The sequence below is a fragment of the Aquamicrobium defluvii genome (genome assembly GCF_004363725.1).
Taxonomy (GTDB): Bacteria; Pseudomonadota; Alphaproteobacteria; order Rhizobiales; family Rhizobiaceae; genus Mesorhizobium; species Mesorhizobium defluvii.
On the sequence record NZ_SNZF01000009.1, the window covers coordinates 117,890 to 134,103 of the forward strand.

16 protein-coding genes are annotated in these 16,214 nt (G+C 61.3%); 5 read left to right on the plus strand and 11 right to left on the minus strand.

From position 1 onward, the window contains the following. Positions 1-515 precede the first annotated feature (515 nt). The gene (locus DES43_RS09035) at positions 516-1,469 is read left to right on the plus strand and encodes a glycosyltransferase (RefSeq protein ID WP_035026039.1); all 954 of its coding nucleotides are present in this window, start codon (positions 516-518) and stop codon (positions 1,467-1,469) included. 143 nt (positions 1,470-1,612) lie between these two features. Here DES43_RS09035 and DES43_RS09040 read toward each other — a convergent pair whose 3' ends face one another. The 3 genes from DES43_RS09040 to DES43_RS09050 form a co-directional block, all read right to left on the minus strand. Next, entirely contained in the window at positions 1,613-3,151 is a 1,539-nt protein-coding gene (locus DES43_RS09040) for a glycosyltransferase family 2 protein (protein WP_051520516.1), read from the minus strand. Positions 3,152-3,401: 250 nt separating this feature from the next. Beyond that, on the minus strand, positions 3,402-4,091 hold the full coding sequence (gene hdaA / locus DES43_RS09045) for a DnaA regulatory inactivator HdaA (protein WP_245264685.1): 690 nt from the start codon (positions 4,089-4,091) through the stop codon (positions 3,402-3,404). 21 nt (positions 4,092-4,112) lie between these two features. Then, positions 4,113-5,231 carry an AI-2E family transporter gene (locus DES43_RS09050; RefSeq protein ID WP_245264687.1) on the minus strand — a complete coding sequence of 373 codons (1,119 nt, stop codon included), beginning with the start codon at positions 5,229-5,231 and terminating at the stop codon, positions 4,113-4,115. 409 nt (positions 5,232-5,640) lie between these two features. Between DES43_RS09050 and purM the strand changes: the two genes are divergently transcribed. Genes purM through DES43_RS09070 form a run of 3 tightly spaced genes read left to right on the plus strand, consistent with a single transcriptional unit; the run spans position 5,641 to position 7,937 of the window. Then, positions 5,641-6,705, plus strand: a complete 1,065-nt coding sequence (gene purM, locus DES43_RS09060) for a phosphoribosylformylglycinamidine cyclo-ligase (protein ID WP_035026024.1) — start codon at positions 5,641-5,643, stop codon at positions 6,703-6,705. Next, positions 6,702-7,415, plus strand: a complete 714-nt coding sequence (gene purN, locus DES43_RS09065) for a phosphoribosylglycinamide formyltransferase (RefSeq protein WP_035026021.1) — start codon at positions 6,702-6,704, stop codon at positions 7,413-7,415. Before purM ends, purN begins: the two co-directional genes overlap by 4 nt. A gap of 6 nt (positions 7,416-7,421) precedes the next feature. Continuing rightward, entirely contained in the window at positions 7,422-7,937 is a 516-nt protein-coding gene (locus DES43_RS09070) for a SixA phosphatase family protein (protein WP_035026020.1), read from the plus strand. 104 nt (positions 7,938-8,041) lie between these two features. Here DES43_RS09070 and DES43_RS09075 read toward each other — a convergent pair whose 3' ends face one another. Both DES43_RS09075 and DES43_RS09080 read right to left on the minus strand, forming a co-directional pair. Then, positions 8,042-9,919: an ABC-F family ATP-binding cassette domain-containing protein gene (locus DES43_RS09075; protein WP_035026019.1), complete on the minus strand. Its 1,878-nt coding sequence runs from the start codon at positions 9,917-9,919 to the stop codon at positions 8,042-8,044. Positions 9,920-9,979: 60 nt separating this feature from the next. Beyond that, complete coding sequence (locus DES43_RS09080) at positions 9,980-10,492, minus strand: DinB family protein (RefSeq protein ID WP_035026012.1); 513 nt, start codon at positions 10,490-10,492, stop codon at positions 9,980-9,982. A gap of 144 nt (positions 10,493-10,636) precedes the next feature. Here DES43_RS09080 and ndk point away from each other — a divergent pair, with 144 nt between their 5' ends. Then, positions 10,637-11,059 carry a nucleoside-diphosphate kinase gene (gene ndk / locus DES43_RS09085; RefSeq protein WP_035026002.1) on the plus strand — a complete coding sequence of 141 codons (423 nt, stop codon included), beginning with the start codon at positions 10,637-10,639 and terminating at the stop codon, positions 11,057-11,059. Between the two features lie 75 nt (positions 11,060-11,134). Here ndk and DES43_RS09090 read toward each other — a convergent pair whose 3' ends face one another. From DES43_RS09090 to DES43_RS09115, 6 genes are all read right to left on the minus strand, one after another. Continuing rightward, on the minus strand, positions 11,135-11,875 hold the full coding sequence (locus DES43_RS09090) for a YbaY family lipoprotein (RefSeq protein WP_035025991.1): 741 nt from the start codon (positions 11,873-11,875) through the stop codon (positions 11,135-11,137). A gap of 85 nt (positions 11,876-11,960) precedes the next feature. Then, complete coding sequence (locus DES43_RS09095; protein WP_035025982.1) at positions 11,961-12,428, minus strand: molybdenum cofactor biosynthesis protein MoaE; 468 nt, start codon at positions 12,426-12,428, stop codon at positions 11,961-11,963. 3 nt (positions 12,429-12,431) lie between these two features. Then, a complete protein-coding gene (gene moaD, locus DES43_RS09100) occupies positions 12,432-12,683 on the minus strand; it encodes a molybdopterin converting factor subunit 1 (protein ID WP_035025980.1) in 252 nt (83 codons plus the stop codon). 4 nt (positions 12,684-12,687) lie between these two features. Further along, positions 12,688-13,284 carry a CDP-diacylglycerol--glycerol-3-phosphate 3-phosphatidyltransferase gene (pgsA, locus tag DES43_RS09105; RefSeq protein ID WP_035025978.1) on the minus strand — a complete coding sequence of 199 codons (597 nt, stop codon included), beginning with the start codon at positions 13,282-13,284 and terminating at the stop codon, positions 12,688-12,690. Between the two features lie 134 nt (positions 13,285-13,418). After that, positions 13,419-15,407, minus strand: coding sequence for an excinuclease ABC subunit UvrC (uvrC, locus tag DES43_RS09110; RefSeq protein ID WP_425352077.1), 1,989 nt, complete (start codon positions 15,405-15,407; stop codon positions 13,419-13,421). Positions 15,408-15,445: 38 nt separating this feature from the next. Beyond that, the gene (locus DES43_RS09115; protein ID WP_035025977.1) at positions 15,446-16,210 is read right to left on the minus strand and encodes an SDR family oxidoreductase; all 765 of its coding nucleotides are present in this window, start codon (positions 16,208-16,210) and stop codon (positions 15,446-15,448) included. Between the last annotated feature and the right edge of the window lie 4 nt (positions 16,211-16,214).

The window sequence follows — 16,214 nt, forward strand, 5'->3', positions numbered from 1 at the left end:
GGATTATTCAATCCTGCCGGGATCGCCACAGATCAAACATTTACATCGAGTTTCCGATAATTCTCATTAGAGCATTGGACCGAAAAGTGTATTCGGTTTTCGGATTATTCCGATGCTCAAACAAAATGTCAGAGCGTCCTTTGTGCGTCCGAAATGACGCACGGCGCTCTAACAGCCGCGCCGCGGTTTCGCATGCCTTGTCCGGACGCCTTTTCTCGCATAAGTAGCAGGAGGGGATTTATGGGGGGAGCCGCACCATGCCGGTGTGCGGGACATGCGCCGGGCTTGGGCGCGTATTTCATTGCATTCGATGGCCAGCCTGCGGCTGCCCGGACGGTACTGTTATAGAGGATTGCCCGGGAAAAACGGTCGTCTGCTCCGAATGCAATGGAACGGGAGAGGCCCGTTCCGCATTTCAATCTGATGAAGACCGGCAAAGGAAAGCGCAATGTTGACTGGGCATGGTCAGGTAGACTAGCAAAACACTTCTGCCGATACAGAAGCGGAGTGGAGTGATGACGGCTAGGCGTAAGGTGCTTTTTATCGGCCCCGGGGTTAAGGCGACTGACCAAGTCTGGGGCGGCTCCGTTGCGACTTCTTACAATTTCCTTCGAAGCATGGCGCTTTCCAAGCGATATGAGGTACAACACATTGATCGAAGGCACATAAAAGGCCCTCGGGAATTGTACAGCGCATTGAGATCGACGGACTACGATTTGCTGCACGTGGACGATGCCGGCAGCGGACTCCAGACATGTTATTCAGCTGGCGTTCTTCCCGATGTCATCGGCCCCATCTCCCGCGCTCCCAACGGCGTGAAGGAATATAAGATCGGAGGTGAGGTCTGGCAATCGATCTATACTCCGGAATGGTTTTATCAGGCTGTTGTGATTCGCCTGAACGCCAACGAGGAGCGTGCGCCCGGCTATAAAGATAAATATCTTGGAATTTCACAAGGCGTTGACACGGAAAAATTACGGCCGGAGACCGACCCTAGGGAGAGGCGCTATATTCTATGGGCGGGTGACGCCAATCGACCTGCCAAAAACTATCCGCTTATAGAAGAAATCATATCTATAACGGAACTACCCGAGCCTTATGAATTCAAAGTCATGTCAGGGTATTATGTTAAAGATTACTGGAATACTCTTGATGAGACAGCAATACTTATAAACACCAGCAAATATGAGAGTTTTTGCGCAGCCATATTCGAGGCGAAATCCAAAGGCGTAGCAACAATATACCGGGAAAAACTTCATAACGACCGTTTCCCGGATGGTCGCATACAAGTTCCCTATACCGCTGAAGCTTATCGCGATGAAATCCTCAAGCTCCTGAGCGATCCTGAACTTCTCGAACAGGAAGGGCGCATGAGTCGCGGCTACTGCGTCGACAATGCTTCGTTCGAGGTCATGAAGAACTCATATGAGGCAGCATACGATATCGCCTTTGCGCGCAAATCGTCCTGATTCCACCATTTTATTGCGTCGTGTTGTCCCCTTTCAATCTTGTTAGGGAAGTCAGAACGGGCACAGTCGCAAGGCTGGTTGCCCTGAATTTCCCATTCTTAGACAACCATAATATTCAGAAGTTGGCCAAGCGCGGTAGCAAGTTACTCTTGCGCCTCGCCTGCCGCGACAAAAAACTGGCCGGCAGCGTGGCGCGCACGGTACATTGTGCGGTACTTGCAGCGCGCTGCAGCCATAGTTCCTCCGTCCGTTATGCCGGTTCGCAGAGAACCGGTTAACGATGATTTTGACCAGTCGGCGAACAGAAGTGGTTTCGATATTCTCACGACCGAATCGCCGGCTACCGCCCGCAATCTTGAAAGGAATTCTGAATCGGCTCCGAACGGGACCGTCTCGTAGAATCCCAGATTCTGCACCACCCAATCCTTCCTGTAGCAGAGGGAGGACTGATCCTCCTGAACATAGCCTCGCTGCCGCGGCCTGATGCCGATATCCTCATTGATACGGAGAAGATTGCCGATCGTCGCTATCGAATCCCCATTTTCCATCAAGGGCGTGACCAACTCCTCGATCTTGACGGGATGGGCCCAGTCGTCGGAATCGTTGCAGGTGAAGAACTTGCCCTTTGCTTCATGCAGGGCCCTGTTTCTGGCCCGATAGGTGCCGCCATTCTGCGGTTGGCGGAAAACCCGCACGCGAGGGTCGCGCCGTGCAATCAGCGTTGCAATTTCTACCGTGGTATCACCGCTGCAGTCGTCAACTACCAAGATTTCGATGTTCTTGTAGGTTTGACGCAGAAGACTCTCGATTACCGGCCCGAGCGTCGCCGCCGAATTGAAGGTCGACATGGCTATGCTCACCAGCGGGCCGGTCGGGAACCGTTTGTCGGCGGCAGAGGTCAGGTTCGTAACAGATAAGGCCCTGTCCTCGCTTTTCAGACCTATCTCCGACAACCCGAGCATTGCCAGAGCCCTGTTGAAATCTGCCAGTTGCCCAGCGAAATCTCCGCGCCGCAATCTCAGATTCGACCAGAAGAAGAACAAGTCCGGCGACACCGAGGAACCTCGTGATTTCAGGCCATGCCTCAGACATGCCTCCGCCCCCAGATAATTCAACGCCGTATTGTTGGCGAATATCTCTTCCTTCAGGGTCATCTTGAATTTTGTTTCGCCGGCAATGTGATCGAGGATCGATCCAAGCAGGTGTTTGTTGTCGAGAAGATATGCCTCGCCCAGCATCCTTAAGAGGGAGCGCTGATCAAATGCACCCAGAATCAGGGTATCCTGAGCGAACTCCCTCGCTTCCTTGAATTTTCCGACCAGAAGCAGCGCTATGAAATAGTCCAGCCGGAAGGTGGGATGCAGCCAAAGGCGCGTTGGGATTTGCGACGATGCGGCAAGGAGCGCCTCGGGCTCACCGGTTTCCAGGCACTCCTTGGCAAATCGACGGTATTGCAGGATTTCGGACGGCTCTGTCTTCCTCGTCGGGGGCGCATATGCGGGATGTGGGTCCGCATAACCCGCGCTGTCGCCACCCGGCCGTTCGCCGAACCGACGGATGTAATACTCGTCATATGTGGCGAAGCCTGAAACCGTAGTGTGATTGACGCTTTTCCGAAGCGAATACGACAGGCGTGGCGGCAGATTTGCGTTGATACGTTGCCAGAGGGATAGCTTCGCCAATTCGATGCCCTTTCATTCCACCCCCCTCCGCGTGTTTAGAATAGCCATTCGTCAATTTTCAAGCCGAACAACCACAAAAATCGGATCATTCTTCGGCTTGTACGTGAAGTGTCTGTCTCTTTGCGGCATACAAACATGTAATGGTTCGCCCGATCGCGGTCCCATTTTCTCACGCTTCGGAAAAGCCGGTCCGGTCATCATGGACAGCCCAGCATCTCAGGGATTTCCAGTCATTCGCAGCGGAGGCGGCTCAGAATCCCAGTTCGCCCTGCCCCTCGTCCATCGCGTCGACGGCTTCTGCCGCCAGCGCACGGGTGATGCGGCTATGTTCCTCAAGGGCCATGCGGTCGAGCCGGTCCACGACCCGTATCGCCGTGGCAAGCGAACGCTCGATGCGGCGTACGAGATACTGGACCACCGACAGGTCCACCTCCACCTGCCGGTCCGCAAACAGCTTGGTGATCACGCCGGCGAGCAGCATGTCGTCAGGCTCGTGGATTTCCACGGTCGGCGCCGTCCTGAGGCGCGAGACGAGATCGGGCAGGCGCACGCCCCAGGCCAGGGGAAACCGCCTGGCGGTCATCAGAAGATGGCTGCCATTGGCGCGGACGTGATTGATCAGGTGGAAAAGCCCGTTTTCGTCGATGGCCGCTCCATCGGCATCGTCGATCAGAACCGGCCGAGGATCGAGCGTTCCGATCGCCTGCGAGAGCCTCGCCGGATGAAGCGCGACAGCCCCGGAAATGGAGCGCCAGATTTCGGCGAGATGCGTCTTGCCCGCCCCGGTCGGGCCTGACAGCACCATGACCGGCGCAGGCCAGTTCGGCCAGCGGTCGATCAGCGACACGGCCTCCTCATTCGCAGGCGAAACCACCAGTTCGTCACGCGAATAGCCGGGGGCATGGCTGAAATCCAGCGGCAACTGTCGGGGTCTGTTCATCTCCTGCACCATGCCGGGGCGTCAGTCGCCGGCACCCGGAGCGTCGGCGCGCGCGACCGCCGGCGCCTCCTCGTCCCCTGTCCCCTTGTAGAAAGGGGATTCCAGATAGCGCGACAAGGCGAACCGCACCAGAACCGCGATTGCGGCCGCAGCCGGAACCGCAATCAGCAGGCCGACGAAGCCGAACAATGCACCGAACGCAAACAGCGCGAACATCAGCCATACCGGATGCAGGCCGACGCTCTTTCCGACCAGCTTGGGCTGGAGGATGTTGCCTTCAATGAACTGGCCCGCAAAAAACACGAAAGCCACGACAACGACCATGATCCAGTCCGGCCAGAACTGCACGAAGGCGACACCTACGGCCAGCACAAGCCCGGTGAGTGAGCCGACATAGGGAATGAAGCTGATCAGGCCGGCAAACAGTCCGATCAGGATGCCGAAATTGAGGCCGGTCAGGGTGAGGCCGACGGCGTACATGCATCCCAGAACCAGACACAGCGTGCCCTGTCCCCGCACGAATCCCGCCGTTGCGGTGTTGATGTCGGAAAAGATCGCCCGCACCGTTTCAACATGGTCGCGCGGCACCCAGCTGTCGACCACCGCGATCATGCGATCCCAGTCGAGCAGCATGTAGAAGGCGACGACCGGCGTCACCACCAGCAGGCTGACCACGGAGACCAGCGCCATGCCGGAACTCCAGATCGACTGGAACAGGGTCGTCAGCAGACCGAAACCGGAGGTCAGCAGCGAGTTGAGTCCCTCCTTCAATCCGGCGGCGTCGACGCCAAACCGGCGCTCCAGCCATTGCGGATCGAAATTCGTCACCAGCGACTGAAGCCGCGTCACGTACTCGGGAAGCTTGGCTGCAAAATCCGCCATCTGCGAGGCCAGCACCGGCACCAGAACCACGATCGCCAGCACCAGAACGATGATGAAGGCGAAGAGGATGACGATGGTGGCCATCAGTCGCGACAGGCCAAGGCGTTGCAGACGGTCCGCCACGGGATCGAGGAAGTAGGCCAGCGCCATGCCGGCCACGAACGGCAGCAAGATACCGGAAAAGACATAGAGGAAGATGATCAGCGCCACGGTCGCCGCGCCCCAGAACAGCGCTTGCCGCCGCAATGTCACGGACATGTCCGGGCGGGCGGGGCCGCCATCAGTTCTGGATCGTGCTGCCTTTGCCATTGCCGTTCATGTGCCTCAGCCAGCAGACGAGATAGGATGCTGCCGAAGCCACGGTCAAGAGGCCCCGCAGGATTATCGGCAACTGGTGCAACGAGCCGAAGCGACGCGCAACGAAACCATGGACGCCAGCAAAGGCGCCTGCCATCTTGAAGCCGGCGAGAAAAGCCGGTCCCGGCTCGCCTGAACAGACAAGATAAAAGATCGGCGACCGGAAGCGGCCGCTTGGGTCCGGCAGGGAAAAGACCGCACATGCGCCCTGCCCGGCAGGCTTTCCCCAATTCCCTGCTCCCCTGCATCTGCGCTACCTTGCGGGATGGGGCGGTTCATGCGAAGAGCCCGCCATAGCAAGGGGAAAGCGATGGCCGAGCGCAAGACCGGGCTGACTTATGCCGAAGCTGGCGTCGATATCGATGCCGGCAATCTGATGGTGGAAAAGATCAAGCCGCTGGTGCGCGCCACCCGCCGGCCCGGTGCCGATGGTGAAATCGGCGGGTTCGGCGGGCTGTTCGACCTCAGGGCGGCTGGCTTCACCGACCCTGTTCTGGTGGCTGCCAATGACGGCGTCGGCACCAAGCTCAAGATCGCCATCGATGCCGGAAAGCACGACACGATCGGAATCGATCTCGTCGCCATGTGCGTCAACGACCTCGTCGTGCAGGGCGCCGAACCTCTGTTCTTCCTCGACTATCTCGCCACCGGCAAGCTCGACCCCGAGCAGGGTGCGGCCATCGTCGGTGGCATCGCGAAGGGATGCCGCGAGGCGGGATGCGCGCTGATCGGCGGCGAGACGGCCGAAATGCCGGGCATGTATCATGGCGACGATTACGACCTCGCCGGCTTTGCAGTGGGCGCGGCTGAACGCGGCCAGTTGCTGCCGAGCGACGACATCGTCGAAGGCGACGTGATTCTCGGCCTCGCCTCTTCCGGCGTGCACTCCAATGGCTATTCGCTCGTGCGCCGCATCGTGGCCGCTTTGGGCCTCGGCTGGAGCGATCCTGCGCCATTCGACAAGGGCCAGTCGCTTGCCGAAGCCTTGCTGGAGCCGACCAGAATCTACGTGAAGCCCGTGCTCAGGGCGATCCGTGAAACCCATGGCATCAAGGCGCTGGCGCATATCACCGGCGGCGGCTTTCCGGAGAACATTCCGCGCGTGCTGTCGGGGGATTTTTCGGCCGAGCTCGACCTCGACGCCATTCAGGCACCACCGGTGTTTTCGTGGCTGGCAAGGACCGGCGGCGTTGAGGCCAACGAAATGATGCGCACCTTCAACTGCGGCATCGGCATGGTTGTCGTGGTGGCCTCGGGACAGGCAGCACAGATCGCGGCGGTGCTTCAGGGTGCGGGCGAGACGGTTACATCAATCGGCCGCATCGTGCCGCGCCGCGACACCGGCGTGATTTATCGGGGGAGCATCGGCCTATGACAGTTCAGCGCAAACGCACGGTGGTGCTGATTTCCGGGCGCGGCTCCAACATGAGCGCGCTCATCGAAGCGGCATCCGACCCGGCCTATCCCGCAGAGATTGTCGGCGTCATATCCGACAAGGCGGATGCCCACGGCCTGCGTGTCGCTGCCGCGCGCGGCATTCCCACCCGCACCGTGCTGCGCAGCGACTATGCCAGCAAGGCACATCACGATGCCGCCATCGACGCCGCACTGGCGGGATTCAGGGCGGAGATCGTCGCGCTTGCGGGATATATGCGCCTGCTGACAGCTTCTTTCGTGGAGAAGTGGCTCGGCCGGATGATCAACATCCACCCTTCCCTGCTGCCGGCCTTCAAGGGGCTCGAACCGCACAGGCGCGCACTAGAGGCCGGCGTGAAGGTTCACGGCTGCACCGTGCATTTCGTGACCGCGGAAATGGATGACGGCCCCATCATCGCCCAGGCGGCGGTCCCGGTTCTCGCAGACGACACCGAGGCTTCGCTTGTCGCGCGCGTGCTCAGAGCCGAACATCCCCTTTATGTCCTGGCGCTCAGGATGCTCGCAGAGGGCAAGGTCGCCATGGCGGACGGCAAGGTTCGCTTTACCGCGGCGATGGGTCTGGTCGAAAATCCGGATCACGTGCTGATGTCTCCCGCCGATCTTCGCGATGAAGTCGACCTCGAAGCGCTGGCGCGTTTCACGCCCTGACCGGCGATGCGCCGCCTTTTTCTCCTGAGACACGCAAAGTCGGCCTGGGACGATCCCGCGCTTTCCGATTTTGAGAGACCGCTGGCACCGCGCGGCAAAAAAGCCGCACCGCTGATGGGGCGGGAAATGACCCGGCGCGGCTGGCTGCCCGATCTTGCCGTGGTTTCATCGGCGGTCCGCACGCGCGAGACCTGGGAGCTTGCCGGCGCGCTACTGCCTGCACCTTGCCGCACGCATTTCACCGAAGCGATCTATGAAGCCGCGCCGTGGCACATACTGGCCGAAATCAACAGCGTTCCCGACGAGGTGGGGAACCTGCTTGTTGTCGGACACAATCCGGGACTGGAACTTCTTGCAAGGATGCTGGCCGGCCCCGGTTCCGCCGCCTCCGCGCTCAATCGGCTGAACGCCAGGTTTCCGACTGCCGCGATTGCAAGCCTCGAAGTGGAATCGGACTGGGCGGAGCTTGGCGCCGCCTCGGCCCGTCTGACGGATATCATCACGCCGAGGGAACTCGGCTGATTCTGGAGCGGCGGACGCCCGGACAGATCCGGTCTGCCGCTCCATCTGTTTGTTTTCGCCGTATTTGTGCGACGTCGGGTGATTCAACCTGACTGCAAAATGCTCTATTCCGCTATGCCTTCCTCATATTCGGCGGACATTTCCAGCCAGCGTTCTTCGTGACCGCCCAGCTGCGTCACGAGGTCGGAGCGCTCCTTGGCCAGTTTCGTGGCCTTTGCAGCGTCCTTTTCGTAAAGCGCCGGATCTCCCAGTTCGTCCTCGATCAGGTCGATGCGCTTGCGCAGCCGCTCCATCAACCCTTCGGTCGCCCTGATCTGCTTCGCCAGTGGCTCAAGCGCGGCACGACGCTGGGCGGCCTCGCGCCGCCGGTCGGCTTTCGATGCCTTCTCCGCCTCGCGCCTGTCGCGTCGGTCCGCCGGCTGCCCCGTAACCAGCGTCTTGTAGTCGTCGAGGTCGCCATCGAACGGCTGCACCGCGCCATCCCTGACAAGCCAGAGCCGGTCGGCGGTGGCTTCCAGCAGGTGGCGGTCGTGGCTGATGAGGATCACCGCGCCCGGAAAATCGTTCAGCGCGTGGATCAGCGCTTCGCGGCTGTCGATGTCCAGATGGTTGGTCGGTTCGTCGAGGATGAACAGGTTCGGCCCCTCGAAGGCCGCAAGCCCCATCAGCAGCCGCGCCTTCTCGCCGCCGGAGAGGTCCTTTGCGGGAGTGTTCATCTTCTCGGTCGAAAGGCCGAACTGGGCCACCCGCGCCCGCACCTTCGATTCCGGCGCATCCGGCATCAGCCGCCGCACATGCTCGTAGGCGTTTTCCTCCGGCCTCAGATCGTCGAGCTGGTGCTGCGCGAAGATCGAGGTCTTCAGCCCGGGCGCGACGGTGATTGTCCCGGTCTCGGGGGCAAGGCGACCGGCCAGCAGCTTGGCGAAGGTGGACTTGCCGTTGCCGTTGGCACCCAGCAGCGCGATGCGGTCGTCATTGTCGATGCGCAGCGTCATGCGCTTCAGCACGGGCTTGCCCGGCTGATACCCGACATCCACGCCGGACAGTGCCACGATGGGCGAGGCCACGGTCTTTTGCGGCTCGGGGAACGAGAACGGCCGCACGCTGTCGTCCAGAACCGCACCAACAGGCTTCATGCGCTCCAGCGCCTTGATACGCGACTGCGCCTGTCTGGCCTTGGAAGCCTTGGCGCGAAACCGGTCGATGAAGGATTGCAGATGCTTGCGATGCGCCTCCTGCTTGGCGCGGCTTTTTTCCTGCAACTCCCGCTGCTCGGCAAGCTGGCGCTCGAACTGGTCGTAGCCGCCGCGCCAGAAGGTGAGCTTCTTGCTGTCGAGATGCACGATGGAGTTGACGGCGCGGTTGAGCAGGTCGCGGTCGTGGGAGATGAGCAGCACCGTATGCGGATATTTCGCCACATAGGTTTCCAGCCACAGCGTGCCTTCGAGGTCGAGATAGTTGGTGGGCTCGTCGAGCAGCAGCAGATCGGGCTCCGAGAACAGAACGGCGGCCAGCGCCACACGCATGCGCCAGCCGCCCGAGAAGGACGAGGCCGGGCGCTTTTGCGCCTCTTCGTCGAAGCCGAGGCCGGACAGGATGGTGGCCGCGCGCGCTTCCGCCGAATGAGCGTCGATGTCGGCGAGCCGGATGTGTATTTCGGCGATCCGGTGCGGATCGGTCGCCGTCTTCTCCTCCTCGAGAAGCGCCGCGCGCTCCTTGTCCGCCTTGAGCACGATTTCGATCAGGGGTTCCTCGGTTCCCGGAGCCTCCTGGGCCACCTGCCCGATGCGCAGCCCCTTCGGCAGGCTGATCGAGCCCGTCTCGGAGGCCATATCGCCGGTGATGGCGCGAAACAGCGTGGTCTTGCCGGTGCCGTTGCGCCCGACAAGGCCGGCCTTGGTTCCGGCCGGAAGGGTAAGCGAAGCGTGGTCGAGCAGCAGACGTCCGGCAATTCGCAGCGAAAGGTCGTTTATGATCAGCATGGTCGCGCGTTTTGGCCTGCCGGCACGCCAATGGCAAGGCCGAAAGCATGGACCAGGCGATCAGGCGTAGGCCCGGCCTTCTTCCACGCGCAGGAAATAGATGAGGTCGAGCGCCACGGAATCACGGCCCAGCATGGTCAGGATCGCGTGGGCCTGTCCGCGATGATGGGTCTGGTGGTTGAAGAAATGGCCAAGCGCCGGCGAAAGCCGCTGGGAAATGGTGCGCATGTCCGTCACCGTGGTGTAAACGAAGCGGCCGGCGAGGTCCTTGTCCTCGCGGCTTTCGATCCAGTCCAGAATGCGCCTGTCCTCGGTCTCGCGCGCGGCCCGCAGCGACGGCAGATCCTCATGAAGGATCGTGTCCAGACGTGTCGGCGCATCGCCTTCCCCGGTGAAGCGCTTCATCCAGATGCGGTCCGCCACGAGAATGTGATTGAGCGTGCCTGCCATGGAGCCGAACGCGGCCCCGACATCACGCGTGAACTCGTTGCCCGAAAGATCGGCCGCAGCGTCGTAGATGCGCCGGTTGGCCCACTGGTTGTAGGCTGCGAACATCGTGAAATGGCGTCTCATGCACTTCTCCCGCGGCTGTGACGGAACAGGTCCGGTCCGGCCGGGCAACATCGCCAGGCCCCCGCCTGTGCCTCCTCTTGGCAATAGGCCGGCTCACCTGTATAGAGCGCGCCACACAGCAATCCAAATCCAGAAGGACGACCCATGGCGCTCGAACGCACCTTTTCCATGATCAAGCCGGATGCCACCCGCCGCAACCTGACAGGCGCCATCACCAAGGCGCTCGAAGACGCCGGCCTGCGCGTCGTCGCGTCCCGCCGCGTGTGGATGAGCCGTCGTGAAGCCGAGGGCTTCTACGCCGTGCACAAGGAGCGCCCCTTCTTTGGCGAACTGGTCGAGTCCATGTCCTCCGGCCCGACCGTGGTCCAGGTTCTGGAAGGCGAGAACGCCATCGCGAAGAATCGCGAAGTGATGGGTGCGACCAATCCGGCCGACGCTGCCGAAGGCACCATCCGCAAGACATTCGCCCTGTCGATCGGTGAGAACTCCGTTCACGGCTCCGATGCGCCGGAGACGGCCGCTCAGGAAATCAGATACTGGTTCTCCGACACGGAAATCGTCGGCTGATCGCAGCAGACCACGAAGAAGAAAGCCGGGGAATTTCCCCGGCTTTTTCATTTCCGGAACATGCGGTTGCCCGGCCTATCTGGAAAACCGCAGCAACGCCTTGCCGTCGGCGTCGCTCAGGGTAAGCGTGTCGCCGTCCAGCTTGTAACCCGCGACCTTGCCGAGCGACTGGAAATAAGCGTGTTCCGCCTGCATGCGCCTGGGCTCGCACGCCATCTGGGTTGCCCCGACCTGGCCAATCGAGATCCTGTCGCCGTCGATTTTCACACCGCCGAAATAGCCGTTGCAGGGGCCCTTGCCATGGGCTCGTCCGTCATCGCCGATCGTCAGGGTGGCGGCAGGCTCCGGCAGTCCGTCAAAGCCTTCGATGAAGGTCAGATTCCAGTCGGTGTCATGGAGCGCTTCGTCGCTTTCCCGGACAACGCGCTTCACCAGAATGGTCTGTGCTTCCTTGGCCAGCGGGTCTACCCCATGATGTGTGTCGTTGATGAACCACAGCTCTCCGTCGACGGTGATACGCGCCTGAAGCGCGTAGGTCATGTTCGGCCTGATCGCGGAATCGTCGAACCTGATTTCAAACTTCACCGGCACCTGCCCGGCAGGCGAAATCTCCCGGCTGCCGATCACAACGGCCGGCGCATCGGCACGCGAAACATCCGCCAGTTCCACTGACACAACAGCGTTGTCGGGCAGCGCGATACGCTCGCGGTACAACACCTCTCCGCCCAGCACGGCATCCGCCGCCAGAGAAGGCACGGTTGACGCGACAGCGCCGGCGAGAGGCACCAGACCCAGCAAGATCAGTTTCTTGAGCATTTCATATCCTCGTTTCCGACTGCTTTAGGCACGCAGGATTGAGGAAAAAGCATGACGAATGGCAAAATCTGCGGTTGACCAAAGGTCACTTGCGCCAATTTGCGATTGCGGCCTCGTCCGCTTCCCTGGCAGCGACCCACTCGCCTGCCGCTCCACCGGCCACATGCTCCCTTTTCCAGAAAGGAGCGCGCGATTTGAGAAAATCCATCATGAAGCAGGCAGCGTCGAAGGCAGCTTGCCGGTGCGTGGAAGCAGTGGCGACCAGCACGATGTTGTCGCCCGGCTCCAGCTTCCCGTAACGGTGAATGACGGTGATGCCCTGCAATGGCCAGCGGCCGCAGACGTCGCCGGCTATGCGCAGCACCTCGGCTTCCGCCATTCCCGGATAATGCTCCAGTTCCAGCCCCGAAAGCCGCCCCGCCTCGTCGCGGCACAAGCCGGTAAAGGTCACGACCGCACCGATGTCACTGCGTCCGCTCGTCAGGCGAGCGATTTCGGCAGCCACATCGAAATCCGCCGTCTGGATGCGGATATGCGGCTGGACCGCGCCCATGCGTCAGCCACCGGTCATGGGCGGAAACAACGCGATCTCATGCGCTCCGGCCAGCCTCTCGCCGTGGTCCACATGCTCCTGATTGATGGCGACGCGGATCGCCTCGGGGTGCTGCAAGGCATTTTCATATTCCTCGCCGCGGTGCTTCAGCCATTTCAGCAGGTCGGAAACGGTCTCGACATGGGCCGGAAGATCGACCTCCTCCTGCGCCTTGCCGATACGCTCGCGAACCCACGCGAAATAGATGAGCTTCATCGTCTCACTCGTCGGCAATATGCTTCAGACCGGCCCTGAAGTAGTCATAGCCCGTATATAGGGTGACGACGGCAGCGATCCAGAGCAGCACCAGACCTGTCTGCGTGGTATAGGGGAAGATCTTGTCGCCGGCAGGCCCCGCCAGCAGGAACGCGATCGCCACCATCTGGATGGTGGTCTTCCATTTCGCCAGCTTGGTGACCGGCACGCTGACCTTCAGCGCCGCCAGATATTCGCGCAGGCCCGAAACGAGGATTTCGCGGCACAGGATGATGATGGCTGCCCAAAGCGACCAGCCGGCGATGCCGCCGCGATGGTCGGTGTCGGCTGCCAGAAGCAGCAGGCATGTGGCCACGAGCAGCTTGTCGGCAATCGGGTCCAGCATGCGGCCGATATTGGACGTCTGCTTCCACGCGCGGGCGAAATAACCGTCGAAGTAATCGGTGATGCTGGCGGCAAGGAAAATCGCCAGCGCCGACCAGCGGGCGAAATCGCTCGATTTGAGCTGTCCCTCAAGATAAAAGCACAGCACGACCAACGGCACCGCAAGAATGCGGGCATAGGTCAGCATGTTCGGCAGGTTGAAAGCTGGGCTGGCCATTTTTATGCACTCGTCACAGGCAAATCGGATCGGATCGACGCATAGTCAAATCAGAAGGCGGTCGATGGGGCAACTGTCGAAAGCTGCCAACGCGGCAAAACGATGACCTTTATGCCCGACATGGATGCCTGAACTCATCCATTGTCGTGAAAATGGTCATAGACAAGCCGGGCAACGCGTTCCGAAATGCCCTCGACCTCCATCAAATCGCCCACCGCGGCCCGGCTCACGGCCTTGGCCGTTCCAAAATGATGCAGCAAGGCGCGCTTCCGGGTCGGACCGATACCGATTATCTCGTCGAGCGGGCTGCTCACCATCTCCTTCTTGCGGCGCGCCCGGTGGGAGCCGATGGCAAAGCGGTGTGCCTCGTCGCGCAGCCGCTGCACGAAATAAAGCACGGGGTCGCGAACGGGCAAGGTGAATGGATTCCGCCCTTCCACGAAGAATCGCTCCCGGCCCGCTTCGCGGTCCTGCCCCTTGGCGACGCCGATTGCGGTGACACGCTCCTCGATGCCGAGATCGGCCAGAATCTGGCGCACAGCCGTCATCTGCCCCTGCCCGCCATCGATCAGGATCACGTCGGGCCACGCCGGAAAGCCCTGTGCATCTTCGACCTCGGCGGCATCCTCGTCGCCGTGTTCCTTGAGCAGGCGCGAAAAACGCCGTTCCATCACCTCGCGCATCATGCCGAAATCGTCACCCGGCGTGATCGTCGTGGAACGGATGTTGAACTTGCGGTACTGGTTCTTCACGAAGCCTTCCGGCCCGGCCACGATCATCGCGCCCACGGCGTTTGTGCCCATGATGTGGGAGTTGTCGTAGACCTCGATGCGCACCGGCACCTTCTCCAGCGCGAAGGTGGCCGCGAAGCCTTCCAGAAGGCGCGCCTGCGTGGAGGTTTCGGCAAGCCGCCGCCCCAGCGCCTCGCGGGCGTTCTGCAGGGCGTGGTCGGTCAGGTCCTTCTTTTCGCCGCGCGCCGGCACGGAAACCGAAACCCGGCGCCCTGCCCGCGCGCTCAGCGCCTCGGCCAGAAGCTCCTTTTCCTCGATGTCATGAGACAGCAGGATCGCGCGCGGCGTAGGCTTGTCGTCGTAGAACTGGGCAAGGAACGAGCCCAGCACCTCGCCGGCTTCCAGCGCCGGGTCGGCTTTGGGAAAATAGGCGCGGTTGCCCCAATTCTGGCCGGTGCGGAAGAAGAACACCTGGATACAGTTCTGCCCGCCTTCCTGATGGATGGCGAAAACATCCGCCTCTTCCACCGACTGCGGGTTGATGCCCTGATGGCTCTGGACATGGGACAATGCCGCCAGCCGGTCCCGATAGACCGCCGCGTGCTCGAAATCGAGATTTTCGGAGGCGCGCTGCATCGCCTGCGAAATCTCCTCCTTCACCTTCTGGCTTCGCCCGGAAAGGAACTCCTTCGCTTCCGCCACCAGCGCCGCATAGTCGTCGTGCGAAATCTCGCCGGTACAGGGCGCCGCGCACCGCTTGATCTGGAACAGCAGGCAGGGTCGGGTACGGTTTTCGTAGAACGAATCCGTGCAGCTTCTGAGCAGGAACGCCCGTTGCAGGGAATTGATGGTGCGCCCCACCGCCTGCGCCGAGGCGAAGGGACCGTAATAATCGCCTTTCCGGGAGCGTGCGCCACGGTGCTTGTAGATGCCCGGAGAGGGATGGTCCGCCGTCAACAGAATATATGGAAACGACTTGTCGTCCCTCATCAGAACATTAAATCGCGGGCGCAACCTCTTGATAAGGTTTGCTTCCAGAAGCAAAGCCTCGGTCTCTGTACGGGTGACGACGAACTCCATGCGGGCCGTTTCGCGCACCATGCGTCCGATACGGCTGGTATGGAAACGCCCCTGCGCATATTGCGTCACGCGTTTCTTCAGGCTGCGCGCCTTGCCGACATATAGCACATCGCCGGCGGCATTCATCATGCGGTAGACGCCGGGCGCATTGGGCAGGCGCTTGACCAGCGCCTGAATGACCCCGGCGCCGGTCTTCGCCTGCCCCTCTTCGTCATCCCGGTCGAGATCGATGGCCGTGAAGGAAACGTCCGGCAGCGTTGCCGCAGGCTGCTCGATGCTATCGTCGTCCAGCTCCTCTTCGGGCATGTCCATGACGGTCTGGCCGGGCGTCCTGCCCTGTCTTGCGGCGTTCATTCCACAACACCTGCAATGTCCGGCGTCTGCCATGCCAGATGCTGGCCACCGTCGAGCGCAATCATCTGGCCAGTCACGGAGCGCGCCTGCCACAGATAGCGCACCGTGGCACCGAACTCCGAAAGCCCGGGACTGCGCTTCAGCAGAAGCGCATCGACCTGCTGGCGGAAGTCGTCCTCATCCTGCCGCGCGTTGGGCAGCGTCGGCCCCGGACCGATGGCATTGACGCGGACACGCGGCGCAAGAGCCTGCGCCATTGTCCGGGTGGCCGTCCACAGCGCTGACTTCGAGAGCGTGTAGGAAAAATAGCGCGGCGTCAGCCGCCACACCCGCTGGTCGATGATGTTGACCACCAGTCCCTCGGCATCCGGGGGCAACTGTTCGGCCATGCGCTTCGCCAGAAGAACGGGTGCCTTGAGGTGGATTGCAAAATGATCGTCCCACCCCTCCCAGCCGAAATCGAGCACCGAATCGTTCTCGAACAATGAAGCGTTGTTGACGAGAAGACGCACCGGTCCCAGCGTCTTCGACACGCTGTCGATCAGCCTGCCCGTGTCATCCATGTCGGTAAGGTCTGCATCGAAAGCCGCAGCCTTTCCGCCCTGTGCCGTGATCCGCGCGGCCAGTTCCTGCGCTTCCGGAGAGGAGTTGTTGCCATGAATGGCGACGATGAAACCGTTGGCGCACAGATCCTCGACAATCGCGCGCCCGATCCGTTTCGCCCCACCCGTCACCAGCGCAACCGCCGCAACCTCACCCATGTGT

Bases quoted from the DNA above. Each gene is read 5' to 3' on its own strand.
- DES43_RS09035 (WP_035026039.1), top strand. From the start codon at position 516: ATGACGGCTAGGCGTAAGGTGCTTTTTATCGGCCCCGGGGTTAAGGCG.
- hdaA (WP_245264685.1), bottom strand. From the start codon at position 4,091: ATGAACAGACCCCGACAGTTGCCGCTGGATTTCAGCCATGCCCCCGGC.
- DES43_RS09050 (WP_245264687.1), bottom strand. From the start codon at position 5,231: ATGTCCGTGACATTGCGGCGGCAAGCGCTGTTCTGGGGCGCGGCGACC.
- purM (WP_035026024.1), top strand. From the start codon at position 5,641: ATGGCCGAGCGCAAGACCGGGCTGACTTATGCCGAAGCTGGCGTCGAT.
- purN (WP_035026021.1), top strand. From the start codon at position 6,702: ATGACAGTTCAGCGCAAACGCACGGTGGTGCTGATTTCCGGGCGCGGC.
- DES43_RS09070 (WP_035026020.1), top strand. From the start codon at position 7,422: ATGCGCCGCCTTTTTCTCCTGAGACACGCAAAGTCGGCCTGGGACGAT.
- DES43_RS09075 (WP_035026019.1), bottom strand. From the start codon at position 9,919: ATGCTGATCATAAACGACCTTTCGCTGCGAATTGCCGGACGTCTGCTG.
- DES43_RS09080 (WP_035026012.1), bottom strand. From the start codon at position 10,492: ATGAGACGCCATTTCACGATGTTCGCAGCCTACAACCAGTGGGCCAAC.
- ndk (WP_035026002.1), top strand. From the start codon at position 10,637: ATGGCGCTCGAACGCACCTTTTCCATGATCAAGCCGGATGCCACCCGC.
- DES43_RS09090 (WP_035025991.1), bottom strand. From the start codon at position 11,875: ATGCTCAAGAAACTGATCTTGCTGGGTCTGGTGCCTCTCGCCGGCGCT.
- DES43_RS09095 (WP_035025982.1), bottom strand. From the start codon at position 12,428: ATGGGCGCGGTCCAGCCGCATATCCGCATCCAGACGGCGGATTTCGAT.
- moaD (WP_035025980.1), bottom strand. From the start codon at position 12,683: ATGAAGCTCATCTATTTCGCGTGGGTTCGCGAGCGTATCGGCAAGGCG.
- pgsA (WP_035025978.1), bottom strand. From the start codon at position 13,284: ATGGCCAGCCCAGCTTTCAACCTGCCGAACATGCTGACCTATGCCCGC.
- uvrC (WP_425352077.1), bottom strand. From the start codon at position 15,407: ATGGACATGCCCGAAGAGGAGCTGGACGACGATAGCATCGAGCAGCCT.
- DES43_RS09115 (WP_035025977.1), bottom strand. From the start codon at position 16,210: ATGGGTGAGGTTGCGGCGGTTGCGCTGGTGACGGGTGGGGCGAAACGG.